The organism is Aureliella helgolandensis (assembly GCF_007752135.1).
GTDB lineage: Bacteria > Planctomycetota > Planctomycetia > Pirellulales > Pirellulaceae > Aureliella > Aureliella helgolandensis.
The window spans coordinates 4,469,910-4,486,506 of sequence record NZ_CP036298.1; the positions used below are offsets into that span (position 1 = coordinate 4,469,910).

Genomic DNA, 16,597 nt, shown 5'->3' on the forward strand with positions numbered 1-16,597 from the left:
GGAAGGAGGGTGGGGTAGGGGATCGCTTGATCCGAACCAATCATCATAACGAGATTTGTTCGACGGTTTCCCGTTACTCACCGTGGAACCAGCGTTATGTGCGTAAAGTCTCGCAACACCTAGTCGGCTTGGGGTTGTCGCAAAAGGCGGGTGAGGTAGTCCGCTGTTTCGTCAGCAATCACATTGTAGCCCGCCAGATTGGGGTGCCGATCTCCAAACCAGCCCGGCAAATCGCCAAGAATTGCGTCAAGCTCGTTTCCCATGATCTCAACGCTCGGTCCATGCACAAACGGCGCCACCAACTGGTGATACTGGGCCGGAATCTTTTCCAAAGGATAGCGGCGGTAGTTGAGCATGTGCGGTCCCTTGAGCAGTTCGGCCTCATAACGCGGATAGATGTCAAAGAGCTGCAGCTCCTCTTCCCGGGCAACCTCACCGATCAACGCGTTGATCTCTTGACTTCGCAGCTTGTCAGAAAACGGGATGACGGTCATCGGAATCAACATCGCTTGCGGGTGATCCTTGCGCAGTAGCGCTAGCAACTCGTGGAAATCTTGGGGAAAGTTTTTTGAGAACTCCTCCCGCTTGGCTCGATCATTAATGCCGTATCGGATGAAGATAAAGTCGAGATTCGGCAGGTCGGCCACGTCCCGCGCGTAACGTCCCGAATCGATCAGCCGGCGGATAAATTCCCCACCTTGGCTGGAGTTGATTACTTGGCAAACTGGCAATTCCGCTTCCGCAGCCAGCAATTGCTCGAGTACCGCCTCTAGATGCGGCCCTTCAGGCTTAAGCCGCCGTGGCACACTTCCCTCGGTCGTGCTGTCGCCGATCAACAGTATTCGGACTACCCCGTCCGCTTCCGATTGGGCAGGGCAGGGCGGACATACAAACGCGAGCGCAAGCCCCAGGCAGATAGAAAGTACGGCAGAGACATTCATCGAGCATATCCAGTGAGAATCAAGTAGATTGTTCAAACCATTAGATCGTACCGCGTCTACGCTACGGCGCACACATCAGGAACTCCCAACAGTGCGTCCATCTGCCTTGCCCGCAAGGCCGCGCGGCCAGGCAGCCCCCCTCGCAGCTCGGCGATGCGAGCGTTACAAACCAGCTAAGTCCCAATAACGCCACCACTCCTTGGCCTGACTTGCAATTCCTAGCCAAGAACAATTTCACCTGCAGTCAAAAACTACCCGCTGGCAGGCAGCTTTCCAGGGCAGTCACAACACTTACTGAGCCCCATTTCCTGCCAAACCATCTAGCAACTGTTGCTAGCGAAGTCTGCTTCCAACAGACCATCTGCCCACTGCACTACATCCATGCAAAACGACTTTCGTGCAATACCAGTCAACCGTCTTGCTCTTATCGAGTAAACTGCATTTCCCGCGCGAGCGCCTGAGCGCAACAGCGCCGGTCGACTGGGTAAGCCGGTGTCCGTGAGACGCGTTTTTCGTTTGCTGACGAACTCGATTCACGGCTCGAACGCTCCGCTGCAGGCTCCATTCACTCGGGTAACGACTTGCTCATCGCGCACGCCCCTCGGTTGCATTAGACGGTGTTGTACTAACCTCGCAGTCCCCTAGCGGCACAGCTCTATTTGGCTTGACCACTATTTCATTTCGCTTGATTACGCTTCTTGCCTTTCCCCTGACGCTCCAATGCGCTGAGCTCCGTCGCGACTCCTGCGTCCCCTTGTCGCTGCATCCACCCCTGTAGACGCAGTTGCAAGTCGGCCAAGATCTTCCCATTCTGCGGATCATGGGCAATGTTGGTGAGTTCAAGTGGATCGCTGAGAACATCGTATAACTCGAACTCGGGTCGGTAGTAATAGGCGTCGACCAATTTGCGAGCCGTAGCATCCCCCGCCTCAGCCTTAGCTTCCATCGATTGGAACGCGGCAGAGGAGGTGCAAGCATTCGTAAATTTCGAGTTGCTATTTAGATTGTGAATGAGCTTGAATTGAGAGGTCCTAACCGAGCGAATGGCGTAAGCCGCTGAACCATTGATAATCCCCCGCGTCGTCATGATGCCATACACTTCCGACTTATGCTCTTCAGATTCACCAGTCAAAACCCGCAAAAAGCTTCGTCCATCAAGGTCTGGATTGGGTTCTCCTCCAGCTGCATCTACCAGCGTAGGAGCAATATCCACATACTCCACCATCGCATCGGTCTTGCTGTTGACCTCAACGCGGCCAGGCCAACGGACTAGCATGGCTGATTGCAGGCCGCTGTCGTAGCAAGTCCACTTGGCGAACGGAAACGCGTTACCCTGCTCGGAAACGATCATGACCAACGTGTTGTCACTCAGACGATGTTGATCCAGCAGCTCCAAAATCTCACCGACTTGGCTATCAAAGTAGGTAATCTCCGCCAAATAGTTTCGAAAATCTTCGCGAACGACCGGAGTGTCAACGATATAGGGCGGCAATACAACCGAGTCAGCTGGATAGCGCGACGCGTCTCCCTTATCCCATGGGCTATGGGGTTCGTTCGAACAGGCAAACAAGCAAAACGGCGTTTGAGTTTCGCGGGATTCACGCAGTAGTCGATCCATCTCCACCGCACTAGGATTGTTGCCGTTGGCCTTCAAGTACTCAAAGGGGAATACAGTTTTCGGCGCAATATGCGTCTTGCCCGTTAGTGCCACACGGTATCCCAGTGGCTGCAGATAGTGCACGATACTCAGCACATCGTTGTAGGCCTGCGTGTGATTCGGATAGGCGCCACTCCGCACCGGATAGAGCCCGGTATAAATATTATGCCTTGTCGGCGAACACATGGGCGCCGCTTGGAAGCAGGCGCTGAATTGCATCCCTTGGGAGGCGAAGCGATCGAGGTGGGGCGTGTGTGCCTGCCCACCATAGCAACCGATATCTCGAAAGGTGCAGTCGTCGGCAATAATAAAGACCAGATTCGGTTTTTCAGCAGCTGCGACAACAGGTTGCCCCAGTGGAGAGATCGCAATCAGGATCAACCAGCCATGCAACTTGGACATCAATCATCTCTCATTCTGCGTTAAGAACTCGAACTACAATTTTCGCTATGGACCACTCTCCTTGAGGCTCCACTCCCATGAACGGGCTGCTGTCGAACCGCAGCACCTCACCGTCCAGCACTACCCCTAAATCGCTGACATTCCCACTCTGATCTTGTTCGTCGTTGTCGGCATCCATGCAGTACACCTGACTCGGCGCTTTATCTCCGATTGTATAGAAGCCGCCACATTGGCCGCTGCCCGCCACCAACGTCACCGATTCGACCACAACCGAGTGGGAGAATTGGAAGCCGATCGCCTCCGACGCGTCACAAGCTGGTGATGCGCCTGTGGAGACTCCCAACCCGGCTAATGTGCAGGTGAGTTCACAGCTGGTGTTACCATTTGCCCCGTAGGCGGTGCAGATTACCGTTAGATCCGAAATCGGCGCTTGGGAATTTTGTAGAGTGACCTCCGCTGTGCGCTGGCCCGCGACCTGCTTCGCAACCGTCGTAGGGTCTCCACGATGAGAGGTGAAATGCAAGCTCCGACTTGTCGACTGAGCCGCTTGATTCAGTCGATAGCCACCCGCATTGCGGTGCTGCTTAGCCTCGTGGGTCAGGAAAGCAACGAGTCGTTCCAATGGTTTCTCACCTAGCAGATTTTTCGTCTCAACGGGATCTTCGCTCAAGTTGTAGAGCTCAGTGGGTAGGGGCGTACCCGTACGAATTAGGCTGGGAGTAAAAAACAGTTTCCATTTCCCTGGGAACGCCTGCCCCTGAACAGTGGGCGAATCGACACGCACAGCGCAAGCCGCATGGTCTTGCTTGGACTGCTTGTGATCGTTGAAGAACATCGGTGGCCGAGTTAAAGCAGTCCGTCCCTGGAACGCCGCCAATGCGCTAAAGCTGTCCTCCGCACCACGCTCCCCCCGCGCGTTGTCAGGCAATTCCACTTGCAAAATTTCGCTGAAGGTCGCGTAGAGGTCCTGCAGTCCGACGAGGGCCTCCCTCGTCCCCCCGGGTGTATCGGTAGAACCATCCCCCACTCCTCCCTTGGGCCACGCGGCTAACAGCGGAACTCGATGTCCTCCCTCGTAGACGGAGCCCTTGTGACTGCGAAAGGGGCCACTAGCCACTGGCGAGTTGATCTCCGCTCCATTGTCGCTGGTGAAAATAAGCAAAGTATTCTCGATCAGTGGCTGCCCTGGTGAACGCGGATCGGGAGTCGCCTGAAGCCAATCGAGGAGTCGCCCCAAAGCCACGTCATTTTCATAGACAAAATCATGGCGGACATCCATTTTAGCGCCCGACTTGGTGACCGCAGCGCCAGCCACCGGATGGCCCGCGATGAATTCGGACGGAGTGTAGGGACTATGATTAGAGTTGCTGGCGTAGTACAGGAAGAACGGCTGTGTCGCGGTGGTAGCGTCTTGGAGATGTGACTCAAGAAACTCCACTGCATGGTCGGAATGGCGTTTTCCCAAGTCGTGCCAGACGTAAGCATCGTCGCCGGTTGCACGCAGCTGCTTGCCGTTCGGGGAAGCGGCCATCACCGTGCGTCCGTGAATATGGCCCGGTCCCACGTTGTTCTCTGCAGTAGCAGTTGCTTCGGATTGGCGTTTGCGTTGCCGCCGCGGCGGTGTCGCTGGCTCAGCCAGCTTGGCAGCATCCGGCCCGGAGGTAGCGTGGGACCGCGACGTGATCCAAGCGGAATCAAAACCGAAATCGAGTGGCGAGGTATGCAGCGGTTGACTCAAATCGGCATCCTCCCAACCCGCAGCTGGCTGGCCATTGGATTGTCGATAACGCAACCCCACATGCCACTTCCCGACCATCCCCGTAGCGTAGCCCTGATCTCGCAACAGGGACGCCAACGTGGGGCGATCGGCTTCGATCAAGGGATCTCCCTGCGATCCAAACAAGACCCAATGCTTGAGCCGACTGCGCCAAGGGAAACGACCGGTTAACAGTCCGTAGCGCGTCGAAGTACAGCGCGAAGAGGGTGTATGGGCATCGGTAAAACGGACTCCCATCCGCGCCAAACGTTCCATATTGGGCGTTGCGACCTGCTCAGCGGAACTGTTGCCGGTAAAATCTTGGTAGACGCTGCTATCTCCCATTCCCATATCGTCAGCCATGAACAAGATGATGTTGGGGCTAGCCGCGTTCGCCCGTGGTATCCCACCATGGTCAACCGAAACTCCCCACCAACAGGCGAAGCACATCATCAGGAAGGCTGATGCTAAACGCATAGTACTCTTCTTTGTGAATGGATGTTGATGCGAAAGAAGCACCCAATATAGGCTAGCCCTGGTAACTTTTCACCCCCTTGCCTCTCTTACGCTTCGGTCTTCAGACCGTTTGGGGAGAGGCTAAGGACGGTACCAACATTACGCACCCCATTCGTTTGAGGAATTGGAATCGATGGCCGTAGACAATAGTGTGTTCAGTGGTTGCATCCCCGCGTTGATGACCCCTTGTTCCGCGGAAGGGGTGCCCGACTTTGACGCACTGGTTCGCAAAGGGAGCGAATTGATTGAATTGGGAATGCGAGCCGTTGTCTACTGCGGCTCCATGGGGGACTGGCCTCTACTGACCGACGCTCAGCGTCAGGAAGGGGTTGCCCGCCTGGCTGCTGCAGGTGTTCCGGTCATCGTTGGAACGGGGGCTCAAAACACCGAATTGGCGGCCGCACATGCAGCGCACGCTCTCAAGGTAGGTGCACAGGGTTTGATGGTTATTCCTCGAGTTCTATCGCGCGGGACGTCGCCTGCAGCACAACGGGAACATTTCTCGCAGGTATTGCAGGCAGGTGGAGAATTGCCAGCAGTCATCTACAACAGTCCCTACTATGGCTTCGAAACCAAAGCCGATTTGTTCTTTGAACTACGGCGAAGCCATGCCAACCTGGTGGGGTTCAAAGAGTTTGGCGGGGCAGCCTCGTTGAGCTACGCGGCGGAGCACATCACCAGTGGCGATCCCAGCCTAATCCTCATGGTAGGCGTCGACACGCAAGTCTTCCATGGCTTCGTGCATTGTGCGGCGGGTGGAGCCATCACAGGTGTCGGCAACGCGCTGCCCCGCGAGATTCTGCGACTGGTGGAGCTTTGTGAAGCTGCGGCAGACGGCAATGTCGAGGCGCGCCGCTTAGCCCGCGAACTCGACTCGGCACTCGCCGTACTTTCCAAATATGATGACGGTCCCGATCTGGTGCTTTACTACAAGGAGCTGATGGTCCTGGAAGGCAATCCAGAATACTCCCACCACTTCAACTCCTCGGATGCACTCAGTGCCAGCCAGCGGGGCTTTCTCCACCAGCAGTGGAACCTATTCCGCACATGGTGGAGCCAATGGCCTGGCGCGACGAAGTAGCGCCAGATCGCTAAAGTAGTGGACTGACCAAGCGTAAAGTATTGTCGATGAATCGCTGAGTGAAGCTCCGTTTTTCCCAGTCGCTGCGGCTGACTTCAACAGAATCTTGCAGGTAGCTCGACTGCAGGTCCCGCAGCGTTTCTGCAAATTCGGCATCGTAGACAAACAGCGCCACTTCGTAATTTAGCCACAGACTGCGCATATCCAGATTGGGTGTTCCGAACATGGACATCGTTCCATCGGCCATTACAGATTTGGTATGCAGCAATCCACCCTGATAGAGATGGATCTTGATCCCAATACTCAGAAGCTCTTCAAAGTACGATCGGCTGGCATGACGCGTCATTAACGAATCCACGCGTTGGGGTACGATGAGCGTTACGTCGACGCCACGTCCAGCTGCTCCCCGCAAGGCGCGAAGCAGCGAATCGTCGGGTACAAAGTAGGGCGTCGTGAGCACCAGCTCGGTCTGCGCGCCATTGATCAACGCGAGCATCATTTGGAGGAGGCCGTCAGCCCCCTCGCCGGGACCCGATGGCAAGACTTGCACATCGGCTGGACCGTCCGGGTCAATGAGCTGAACACCAGTGTCTTCAATGACGTCGGCAAAATTTTCATTGGACTCAAGCAACCAGTCACCAATCATCGTGGCTGCCAGAGGAGCAACTGCCGCCCCCTGCACGCGGACCATGGCATCAACCCACTGGCCCACATCGCTATCCTGCTTGAAGAATCTTGGATCGACCAAGTTCATGCTACCAGTCCACGCCACATCGCAATCGACTACCACAATTTTGCGGTGCAAGCGTAAGTCCGTGCGACCAATGAACGTACGGAAGAGACCTACTGGCAGAGCGGGCCGCACCTCGACACCTGCCTGACGAAGTAGGTTGGGTTGCTTGGACTTCCACCACGGCCGTCCCCCTAAGGAGTCGACGAGCAAGCGGCATCGCACCCCCCGCTGAGCCGCCCGGATCAGGGCTTGAAGCACTTCATCGGCCGTTCCGCCTGCATGCCAGATATAGAACTCGATCAAGACGCTAGTCTTCGCGGAGTCGATATCTCGGGCAATGGCCTTCAGGACTTCCTGTGTATCAGACAACAATTCGAGCTGGCTACCACAGACGGTACTGCTACCGACGATGGCTCTTCCTAGCCGATCCATGCCGCGCGCGGCGGCGGGATGTCGTGACCAATCGACATCCCGCAGGCGGGCGCGAATGGCAGCGTCTCCAATACTTCGGTAACTGGTACGAAGCCCCGCGATGCGCGTGGCTCGCCGCTGGCCAATCCGCCGCTCCCCAATCAATAGGTAAAGGGCAATCCCAACGCCCGGCAGCGCGGCCACAATCATTAACCAAGCCAGCGCGACCCCCGTCGCAGGCCGCTTCATAATCACCCGGCTCATGACCGCGAGGTTGACCGCAGCGTGCGCCAAGCCGGTCAACGACGTTAGACTCCAAAACAGATTCAAGGCGTCAATCTCCTAGGATGGACTATAGCAATTTTTTTCCGTTCGAACCTGGCTCAAGCGTTGCTTGAGCGACCACGCGGCAAACGAGCCTCAACAGCAAATCCCGTGTCCGCCCCATTGCGCCAGTCACACTAGCCAATTGGAACGAATTTAGCGAGCGGTCGCCGCGTCCCCATTCCGAATCCAACCAATATTTCGCTAAGCAAGGCCGTCCCTACAATTGGTACCGCTTCTCCAATCGCGATTCTCTACGAGAACTCCGGAAGGTTCCGACGGTCGTTAGAGTCTTCCTCAACAGACCATCAGGAGCTGCTCGTCCCCTAGTTTCCCGCTAGTCCGCCCGATTTTGAGTATGGAACGCGTTCTCTGAAGCCAGTAAATCCGATAGTCCGTATTAGTGGATCTAACAGTGAACGTGGCTGCACGTGCACACCAGGATGGAATGGAATCCTACCTTGCCTCACCGACGGAGCAGAATTCGATGGCTACGAATCCTAGACGCAGACGGAAATTTTCTCAATCGGTCGGTTGGACCATGGTAGTTGCCGGGCTGTGCTGTGTCTTCGACATCGCGTCTGCTCCAGCACAAACCGGGGCTGGTGGCTGCGATCTGTTGACTGCCGAAGGACCGATATGCTCCAATTACCTCGCATGCGACTCCTACGGTATCGAGCCCTCCTGTTCGCAAGATGGTTTTTTTGCCCAACTCAACCAGCGCCGTGCCACCTTGGCAAAGAACGGTATCTCTCTGCAAAACAACTTAACGCAATACTACTTTGGAAATACCACCGGTGGGCTCGAACGCGAGTTCCGCTACTCGGGACATGGGGACTACCTAGCCAACTTTGACTTTGGCAAGCTGGGAGTTCAAGAGGGGCTCTTCCTAACAGTTCGCACTGAACATCGATTCGGAGAATCAGGTTCCGGATTGAGTGGAAGTTTCATTCCCTCAACATTACCTGCGGACCTTCCTTCGGCTGAAAAAGAACACCTCTACGTTACTAATTTTCTGATCACCCAAGCACTTTCCGAAGACTTCGTGCTGTTTGCGGGTAAGGTCGACGCGCTCAGTGGCGATGCCAATGACTTCGCACAGGCCAGGGGCATCACTCAATTCTCCAATCTCGCTTTCGTGGGAAATCCAGCCACACTGCGTACCATTCCCTACTCAACGCTAGGTGCCGGATGCTCGTTCCTTCTGGAAGGCGAGCCGCTCCTGTCGTTCATGGTCCTCAACGCTGTCGATACGACGCGGACCATTGGACTGGGTGAACTCTTCAACGAGGGTTGCGCGCTAACCACCGAGTTGCGTCTTCCAACCAACTTCTTCGACCTCCCTGGCCACCAACTGTTTGGAGCAACTTGGAGTAGCCGCGAAGTTGCGTCCCTCAGCCAAGATCCCCGAGTGATCCTGCCAACCATTCCCATTGATCGCCAGTCGGGATCCTGGTCTTTGTATTGGAATTGTGATCAATATCTAGTGTCTGATCGCAGAGACCCGAAGCGGGGATGGGGCTATTTTGGTAGAGCTGCCATTGCGGATGACCAAACCAACCCAATCGCCTATTTCCTATCCGCCGGACTGGGTGGCACCAGTATGATCAGCGGACGCGAACATGATCGCTTCGGTATGGGCTACTACTATTCATCGACCAGCAATCCCATCGCTCCCTTCATCGCCAACGCAATCGGTGGACTCAAGGATGAACAGGGTGTTGAACTATTCTACAACGCAGCCGTCAACTCGATGGTCAGCGTGACCCCGGATCTGCAAGTCATCTCCTCGTTCCGCGATTCGCTGGACACAGCACTCCTCGCGGGAGTGCGGATGAACGTTGCCTTCTAGAAGCTGAACTGAAGCTGCGTGCGACAGAGCCAACCGATGTCGCCTTGGCTGATATCCAGAGCGGTCGAGTTAACGGGAGCGCCATCCAGGTACGTTGCATCGACGGTGAGTTTTACGTTCTGGCGTTTGAAGTAGCGCACAAAACCCGCAGCGATCTCCTCAGAACTACGTTGATCGTTCCCTAGAGTCCCGGAGTTTCCTTGAACCCGAGACCAACGCGCCAGCACTTCCAGCTTTTCGGGAATCAGAATATACCCGCCCTGCAACCAGAGACCATGGTCAAATAGATCTGGTAATTGGGCGCCGTGGAAACCATTCACGTTGCGAAAGTAGTACTCGAGATTGAGAGACGCGCCCCGGTACTTGATACCGGCGTCCGCCGCGTAGAGTGCGACAGAGTAGTGATCAACGGCGTTGGGTAGGAGACTCGAAAGCTGGGCACCCGAGTCAACCACGCGCAGTGCATTGAACTCCGTAGTACCCACTCGATCAATTTGAGTAAAGGCGGTCCCCACTCCCACGCGAGTGGCCAGTCGTTCGTGGATGGTTAGATCAGCCAGGCCGCCCGTCTCCCAGTCACCGATGGGCGACATCGTCACGCGGGCAGAAAATGCATTGTTGTTATCCAACGTACCGCTGCTTCCCGTTTCCGCCCCGCCGGTAACCAATCCATTGAAGATCGCGACCTCCCAAGTTAGCGGCATTTGCAGTGGAGTCAGCTCCCCATACAATCCCCAAGCGAGGCTGCGATTCACGTCGAAAAACATACTCGCCATCGAACGATCGGCAAACTGCAATTCCTTCCCACTCAGCCCTCGCGACATCGAGAAAGGCATTTTGTAGAGCCCGGTTCGGAAGCCGAGGCGTTTCTCCGCGAGATTCCAATGCCGGTGGCCGAAATCATAGTTGAGGTAGTAGTCCAGTATCCGTAGCGCATCACCTGAACTACTACGACCATCAAGCTGGATGTAGTAGCGAAAGTCGGGGTTAAATGCGTGCCCAGAGAAAACTAGCCGCGCGCGCTTGAGCTGCAATTGGTTCAGGTCCGGCGTGGTTCCCTGCGATTCAAATACGGTTTCACGAAGTTGACCATAACCATTGATCACCAGGCTGTACGGATACTGCGCGACGGGCAAATTAATGCCCGCCTGGCTCGCAATGACAAAGCCACCATCGTATCCCACGCTAAAGGGCGCAACCGAAGTCTGTGAGGCAGATGTCACACTGGAGGCAACGCTCGATGCTGGAGCGGTTATCGCAGGAGGGGATGAGGAAGGACTACTCGAAGCTTCAGCGTATGCGGGGAATGCAACCACTGGTTGCTCCACCGCTGAGGCAGGACTTTCCGAAGCAACCCCACCTTGGGAAACGACCGTCGATTGCGCCAAACCCTCAGGCACCGAGGGAATCCCTAACCACAGGTCGTCGGCCTGCTGAACAATCGTCGGGGAAGACTCGGTATTCGCACCGTAGCCTAACGCGTTGCGATCCTCAGCTTCGCAAATGCAAGCCGCTGAAATACAGGCAAGCCAGGCGGCCAAGCACCGCCAGCAATTGGAATATGCTGGTTTGGATCGAGTCATTGAAATAGAGTGGGTAGAGCAGATCGAGAGAGGTTGAATGAGGAATCCGGAAGCTGAGCACATCCGAGGCGGTAACTTCTTCAATTTACTGTGCGTCGGCCTTCGAGTTCCACTGGAGCCGTCCCCTCCGGCGACAATCAGCTGCCCGCCGGCATCAGTGGGCTCCCACCACAATGCGAACACTGACGTGTCAGCACTGGAACAGGACGAGTACTCCTAAATCGCGGCGCTGTCGTGCGGTGGACCGTGGTGGTGCCAAGCGAGTGGCACTCCCCCCCTCGTCAACGCACTAATGTGTCTGATAGCAATTTCTCGCGATGAGCACAATTGCAACGTTCTGGTCTCAACACGGCTGTAGCCTGCCACTACGCTAGGGAACCCGTGTTCGCCGCTTCACCAGCTGAGACGCCCTATGGTCTTCCAAGACTTCCCCACTCAACATCGTCTCGTGCCCTGGTTGCTGGTGATGGTCAATATCCTGGGGATTGGGGTTGGCTACGCGATTTCCATCATCCTCGCGCGAAGCCTTTCACTGCATCAATTTGAACAATACATCGGTACCATTGCCACCTTGGGCCTATTGGGCACTTTGGCGGAGGCTGGCTTCGGAAAGTACGCTCTCAAAATTGTGCCCATCTATCAGGCACACAGCAGTTTTGGGCTCATGAAGGGCTATCTCCGATTTGCCGGCTGGGGATGTCTAATCCTGAGCATCGCACTCGGCCTGCTGGCTGCTGCGATTGAAGTCCCGTTGAGAGCCGGCGCTGGACGGGAAGTGATGTTAATTGCCCTCATTTGCCTACCTTGCATTGCGGGCGCAGGAGTGGCCATCGATATGCTGCTGGCATTCAGGCTGGCCACCACCGCCACCGTCTTGGCTCGGATTTTGGTGCCACTGACCACGCTTGGATTGATCTTGTTGGTCCTCAGCATTTCCGAAATCAATCCCTACCGCGCGGTGCTTTGCTTCAGTATTGGAAGCATGCTGGGCTTAGCAATGGCGGTGGCGATGTGCGCCCGTTTGACGGGTGGGCTGCTCACGGGCGTTAATGCCGAATTCCAGAGTCGAGAATGGGTCTTGCAGGGATTCTCTTTCTTGGCATTCGGCTTCATGACCAGCTGGCTATTCAAAGCCACTTTGGTACTTCTTCACCACCTGCCCCACCCCTCGGACCAATTGGCGCTCTTGGCGCCCGCGTTTGAAACGGGGTGTCTGATTCTGCTCCTATCGAAATCGACGGATAAGTATTTTCAACCCACCATGGCGATCATCATTGATGGTGCAGACTGGGCTCAGGGCGTTAGCTTAAGAAACCAGCGATTTGCTGTCCTCAGTGGCGGGATCTGCTTGTTTTTGCTGATTGTATTTTGCTTTGGAAAACAAATACTGCGAATCTACGGTGAGGATTTCGTAGGTGCCTATCCAGCACTGTGTTTGATTGCCTTGGGCTCAAGCCTCTGGACACTCTTCTCCCTAGCGCCAGCTTTCCTATTGTTTGCGGGGCAGAGGCGCGCGTTGCTATTGAGCCTGCTGGGACACGGTATCGCGTTGGCCATCCTGACCATCGGGCTGTTCCGAGTCTACGGGATTACCGGTGCCGCCACCGCTTACATGCTGGCCATCGGCTCGCTGGCTCTCGTCAACTTCCAACTCGCCAATCGAACGCTAGCGCGAATGCGACTCGTCCCCGCTAAACCACCAGCCGACGCAGCATTGGAGGACCGCAAGTAGATCCCCATCGATACCGAGCGGACTTTGGAGTTGGCGAGGCACTGGCGAGGCACTGGCGGGCACTGGCGGGCACTGGCGTGGCTAGCGGATCTTTTCGTGGCCAGCCAGCACGCTCGCCCAAGTTGGTTCTGGTTGTCTCCCAAGTCGGCTAGGCAGCACGAAAATACGGTTCAAATCGCAGTGCTAGAAGCCCGGAATGGAAGCTGCTATGAGCGGCCTCCACGGGCAGAGCCCGTGCCACACCTGCCAATCTACCTTAGACTAATATGTTAGATGAAGCACCAAGTCCCCCCGCACTCTTAGCGACTTGCCTTGCGAACGCCACCGACAATGTAACCTGGATAATTCTGCATCGCAATTTGTCGAGCTTGGCCACTGTTTTGCGCAGTGATCATGACCGAGGTGGGCCGGCCATACACCCCTTGCCCTGGTACCAAGCCTACCTGCCAAACACCAATCGCTCCGGTCGCTGCCCCCAACAAATTGAGCTTCAGCATTTCAATTTGCTGCTTGGCTGCCCGATCCTGTTGGTGGGCCATGGCCGCCGAACGCATTAGAAAGCTCTCGCGTTCTTGAGTCTTCTGACTCTCGTCCTCTTCAAGCCACATTTGCCAGCCCGGTTCAAGAATGGCTAGATCCTCCGTGGAAAACATGAAAAAGGGGACGCCAATCTCATCCCCGCCCTCCAGCTCCATCCTGACACCCTCGAGCTTGTAGATCCGTGGAGTCCCGCCCAGCGTCTTGCCCCAAGTCTCCAGTTGCTTCTCATCTTCGAAGGTCGTCTTCTCTTCGTGCCCAATTATTTTTAAAAGCAGTCGCTGGTGAAGTGGATCAATGTCACTGAACTTCTTGTCGTCAATATGGACTCGCCCCAGTTTGCGTTGGACAACCAAATCGCGACGACCGTAGGCAACCACGCGACCACGAATCTTCATCCCATCGCGGGACGTCCAGGTCTGCATTTCGTCCGCGGACTTCTCCGCCGCATCGGTTGCCTCTTTCGATCGCACATACTCCTGATCTTCCTCAGAAAGCTCTTTCAGCTCCACCGCCACGAGCTCGCCCGTAGGACGCTTAAGCACCACCAACTCCTCGTTGAAGGTGATGGCCTCGGCTTCCAATTTGTAATGTCCATTCTTGCTGCTCCACAATCGGGCTTGAACTGGGAGCATACAAGTCACTTGGAATAGCAGACATAATCCAAGGGCAGCACAAAATTTCATGAGGAAAAACTCCCGGAAGCGTAGGGCGAGCAACAGTAACAACTAGACGCGCAGTAGCACGAATTGCCCTGCGTCCCTTAAATAATACCTAAAATCTAGCAAACTCCTATAAGCCTAGTCACCACCCTGTGGGTGACCAAACACCCCCCAGGAAGAAAACCAAACCGTTGTAACCAATGGCACGGCAGGTTAGTCTATTGAATGCATTGGTGGTGACTCTCCCCTTGCCCCCTGTCTTCCCTCAACTACACACGCCAAAGGTTGTCTTATGCTGGCATCTGCCCGATTCTCATTCCTGGCTCTCGTGATGTGCTTCGCGGTGCTCGGTAACGCGGCAAACGCACAAAATGAAAAACTGAACGAACTCCTACTGCGGTCCCCTGCGCCTGCGAACTCCATTGGCTATTTGCACTTACCATCGCTCAAAAAACTGATGGCTGATGCCAACATGTCTCATAACATGACCGACAACGTTGAAGACGTGTGGTTGATTTCCGACCTTGAACCCACCTCATTGGTGCCACGCTGGGAAGCGGGTTATGCAACGATGCAGAAGGATATCACTGCAGCAGATTTGGCCGCGGCCCTCAAGGGATACGTGGACAACATCGGGGGCAAGGACGTTGTGTGGACTCCCAAGCAAACCTACTTGGTCCCTATCGGCCAGCAGCGGATGGGGTTTCTGCGGCCAGCGAACCGCTCCTTGGCCGCCGATTGGTTGAAAAGCGACAGCAAGTCCTCCGTCCCTGAATACCTGGCGAGCCAAGCCAAACAACCGGAGAAGTTCCTTGCATTGTTGCTTGCGATTGACCTCAAGGACGCGTTTTCACCGGTACCTTTGGCAAGTCGAATTGCTCAATTCGAAACGCTGAAAGACCAAGACAGTTCTGCCGTTGCCACGGTGTTAGCATCAGTGCAGGGTGTCAGTATTATCGTTGGCCGACGCAGTCTGCAAGAGTGCATTCTATCGATTGACTTTTCGCAGTCACCAGCGGCCTTGAAGCCAGTCGCCACAGCCCTACTGGATGAAATCCTAAACCGAAACGGCACCGCGGCTCCCGAAGTGAAGGACTGGGCCGTTAAAGTGGACGGCAATCGCTTGTCGTTCCAAGGCGCTATCTCCGAAGACTCGTTGCAAGGTGTTCTCGAAATCTTCAGCGTTCGTCAGCAGGCCGAAGAGGTGGCGGATACGCTCCGGCACAAGGAGACCGAACCTCAAAACGGAGACGACCCTGCCAGCTACGAGTCGAAAAAATACTTCGATAGCGTAACCGCAAATATCGAACGGGTGCGAAAGTACGAAGCCCAAACCACGGGCTATCGCGCCAAGTGGAATGATCAAGTCGCACGCCGCATCGACCAGCTCGGCACCCTCAACGTCGACCCTCAATTGGTCGACTACGGTGCCAACGTCGCTGGCTTGTTGCGCAACAATGCTCTGACCATTCGCGGTGGCAACATTGCCGCCGGTAGCGTGAAGGCCCAAGAGGGGCTGTCGTCAGGGTACAGCTACGGTTATTCCTATGGTGGCTACGGTGTTGGTTATGGCGGCTACGGCTATTACGACCCCAACACCTCCTCTGACTACCAACGCGTCACGGATGTCAAAGCCCGGGGTGCCGCCAATGCAGACTATCGATCCACGCTCAGTAGAATTGACATGATGACCAGTGATGTTCGCCGCGCTATGACCGACAAGTTTAAGGTCCAGTTCTAGCCCAGGTCCCATACATTGCCAGCCTATCGAGGCTGGATGTTGTAATCCGCAATCAACTCGTCCCATTGAAATGGGGCGAGTTTTCTTTTGGGCCAATCCTCCTCAGACGCTAGCGCGTTCCCCCGGCAATTGTGCCCGCAAGCCCTCCCCACCGCTGCAGCTTGCACCTGCCCCCCCCAACCACTCCCTACGAGCCCTGCATTCGATCGATGCAGCAGAGCGGCGAGTGCGCGGCCTGGACTTCTGGCTGGTGGATTGAATGGATTTCCAATTTCCCTAGGCGATCCGCCCACCAATCCGTCCGCAACTGGTAGCACGTCGGGACCGCTCCCCCCCACCAAACTCCGCCACCACAGGCATCCCGAACGCGGATTGCCGCAATTACCCGGCCTCGGTTCGGCCTCTTTACGAGGCTATCCGATACTTCCTAATGTCTAGGCATAAATTGTCCTTCTGGGGTTTGACACGTTGCTTTATTGCGTAAGCAGCACGCGCCGGTCTGTCCTCCGCTTGACGTCCGAGTCCTGCTCTACGACTGGAGCGAATTCTCAGGCGCGCGGAATTGGGATCTAGACGCAACGCGCCCCATTGATGCCATGGCACTAGGAACCGCTGGCAGCCGCAGGAAAAACCACCAGAATGCATTTAGAAAAGTTGGAGCTTCCAATC

Annotated in this window: 10 protein-coding genes; 4 read left to right on the forward strand and 6 right to left on the reverse strand. The window is 55.7% G+C overall.

Features of this window, described 5'->3' with window-relative positions:
* Positions 1-119: 119 nt before the first annotated feature.
* The 3 genes from Q31a_RS15795 to Q31a_RS15805 form a co-directional block, all read right to left on the reverse strand.
* Positions 120-941 carry an SGNH/GDSL hydrolase family protein gene (locus Q31a_RS15795; protein ID WP_145079783.1) on the reverse strand — a complete coding sequence of 274 codons (822 nt, stop codon included), beginning with the start codon at positions 939-941 and terminating at the stop codon, positions 120-122.
* Positions 942-1,617: 676 nt separating this feature from the next.
* Positions 1,618-3,000 (reverse strand): sulfatase family protein, encoded by a 1,383-nt coding sequence (locus tag Q31a_RS15800; protein WP_145079786.1) that lies wholly within the window; start codon positions 2,998-3,000, stop codon positions 1,618-1,620.
* Positions 3,001-3,010: 10 nt separating this feature from the next.
* Positions 3,011-5,233, reverse strand: a complete 2,223-nt coding sequence (locus Q31a_RS15805; protein WP_145079789.1) for a sulfatase family protein — start codon at positions 5,231-5,233, stop codon at positions 3,011-3,013.
* Positions 5,234-5,405: 172 nt separating this feature from the next.
* On the opposite strand from Q31a_RS15805, the gene Q31a_RS15810 reads away from it, so the two are divergent.
* Positions 5,406-6,353, forward strand: coding sequence for a dihydrodipicolinate synthase family protein (locus Q31a_RS15810; protein WP_145079792.1), 948 nt, complete (start codon positions 5,406-5,408; stop codon positions 6,351-6,353).
* A gap of 10 nt (positions 6,354-6,363) precedes the next feature.
* On the opposite strand, the gene cls is transcribed toward Q31a_RS15810, so the two are convergent.
* A complete protein-coding gene (gene cls / locus Q31a_RS15815; protein ID WP_145079795.1) occupies positions 6,364-7,827 on the reverse strand; it encodes a cardiolipin synthase in 1,464 nt (487 codons plus the stop codon).
* Between the two features lie 481 nt (positions 7,828-8,308).
* On the opposite strand from cls, the gene Q31a_RS15820 reads away from it, so the two are divergent.
* On the forward strand, positions 8,309-9,673 hold the full coding sequence (locus Q31a_RS15820; protein ID WP_197355314.1) for a carbohydrate porin: 1,365 nt from the start codon (positions 8,309-8,311) through the stop codon (positions 9,671-9,673).
* Here the strand turns inward: Q31a_RS15820 and Q31a_RS15825 are convergent.
* Positions 9,670-11,256: a porin family protein gene (locus tag Q31a_RS15825; RefSeq protein ID WP_197355315.1), complete on the reverse strand. Its 1,587-nt coding sequence runs from the start codon at positions 11,254-11,256 to the stop codon at positions 9,670-9,672. The genes Q31a_RS15820 and Q31a_RS15825 overlap by 4 nt on opposite strands.
* Before the next feature lie 412 nt (positions 11,257-11,668).
* On the opposite strand from Q31a_RS15825, the gene Q31a_RS15830 reads away from it, so the two are divergent.
* On the forward strand, positions 11,669-12,988 hold the full coding sequence (locus tag Q31a_RS15830) for a lipopolysaccharide biosynthesis protein (protein WP_145079802.1): 1,320 nt from the start codon (positions 11,669-11,671) through the stop codon (positions 12,986-12,988).
* A 299-nt stretch (positions 12,989-13,287) separates the two neighbouring features.
* Here the strand turns inward: Q31a_RS15830 and Q31a_RS15835 are convergent, their stop codons facing one another.
* Positions 13,288-14,211, reverse strand: coding sequence for an SHD1 domain-containing protein (locus Q31a_RS15835; protein WP_231690781.1), 924 nt, complete (start codon positions 14,209-14,211; stop codon positions 13,288-13,290).
* 268 nt (positions 14,212-14,479) lie between these two features.
* On the opposite strand from Q31a_RS15835, the gene Q31a_RS15840 reads away from it, so the two are divergent.
* Positions 14,480-15,928 carry a hypothetical protein gene (locus Q31a_RS15840; RefSeq protein ID WP_145079805.1) on the forward strand — a complete coding sequence of 483 codons (1,449 nt, stop codon included), beginning with the start codon at positions 14,480-14,482 and terminating at the stop codon, positions 15,926-15,928.
* Positions 15,929-16,597: the final 669 nt, after the last annotated feature.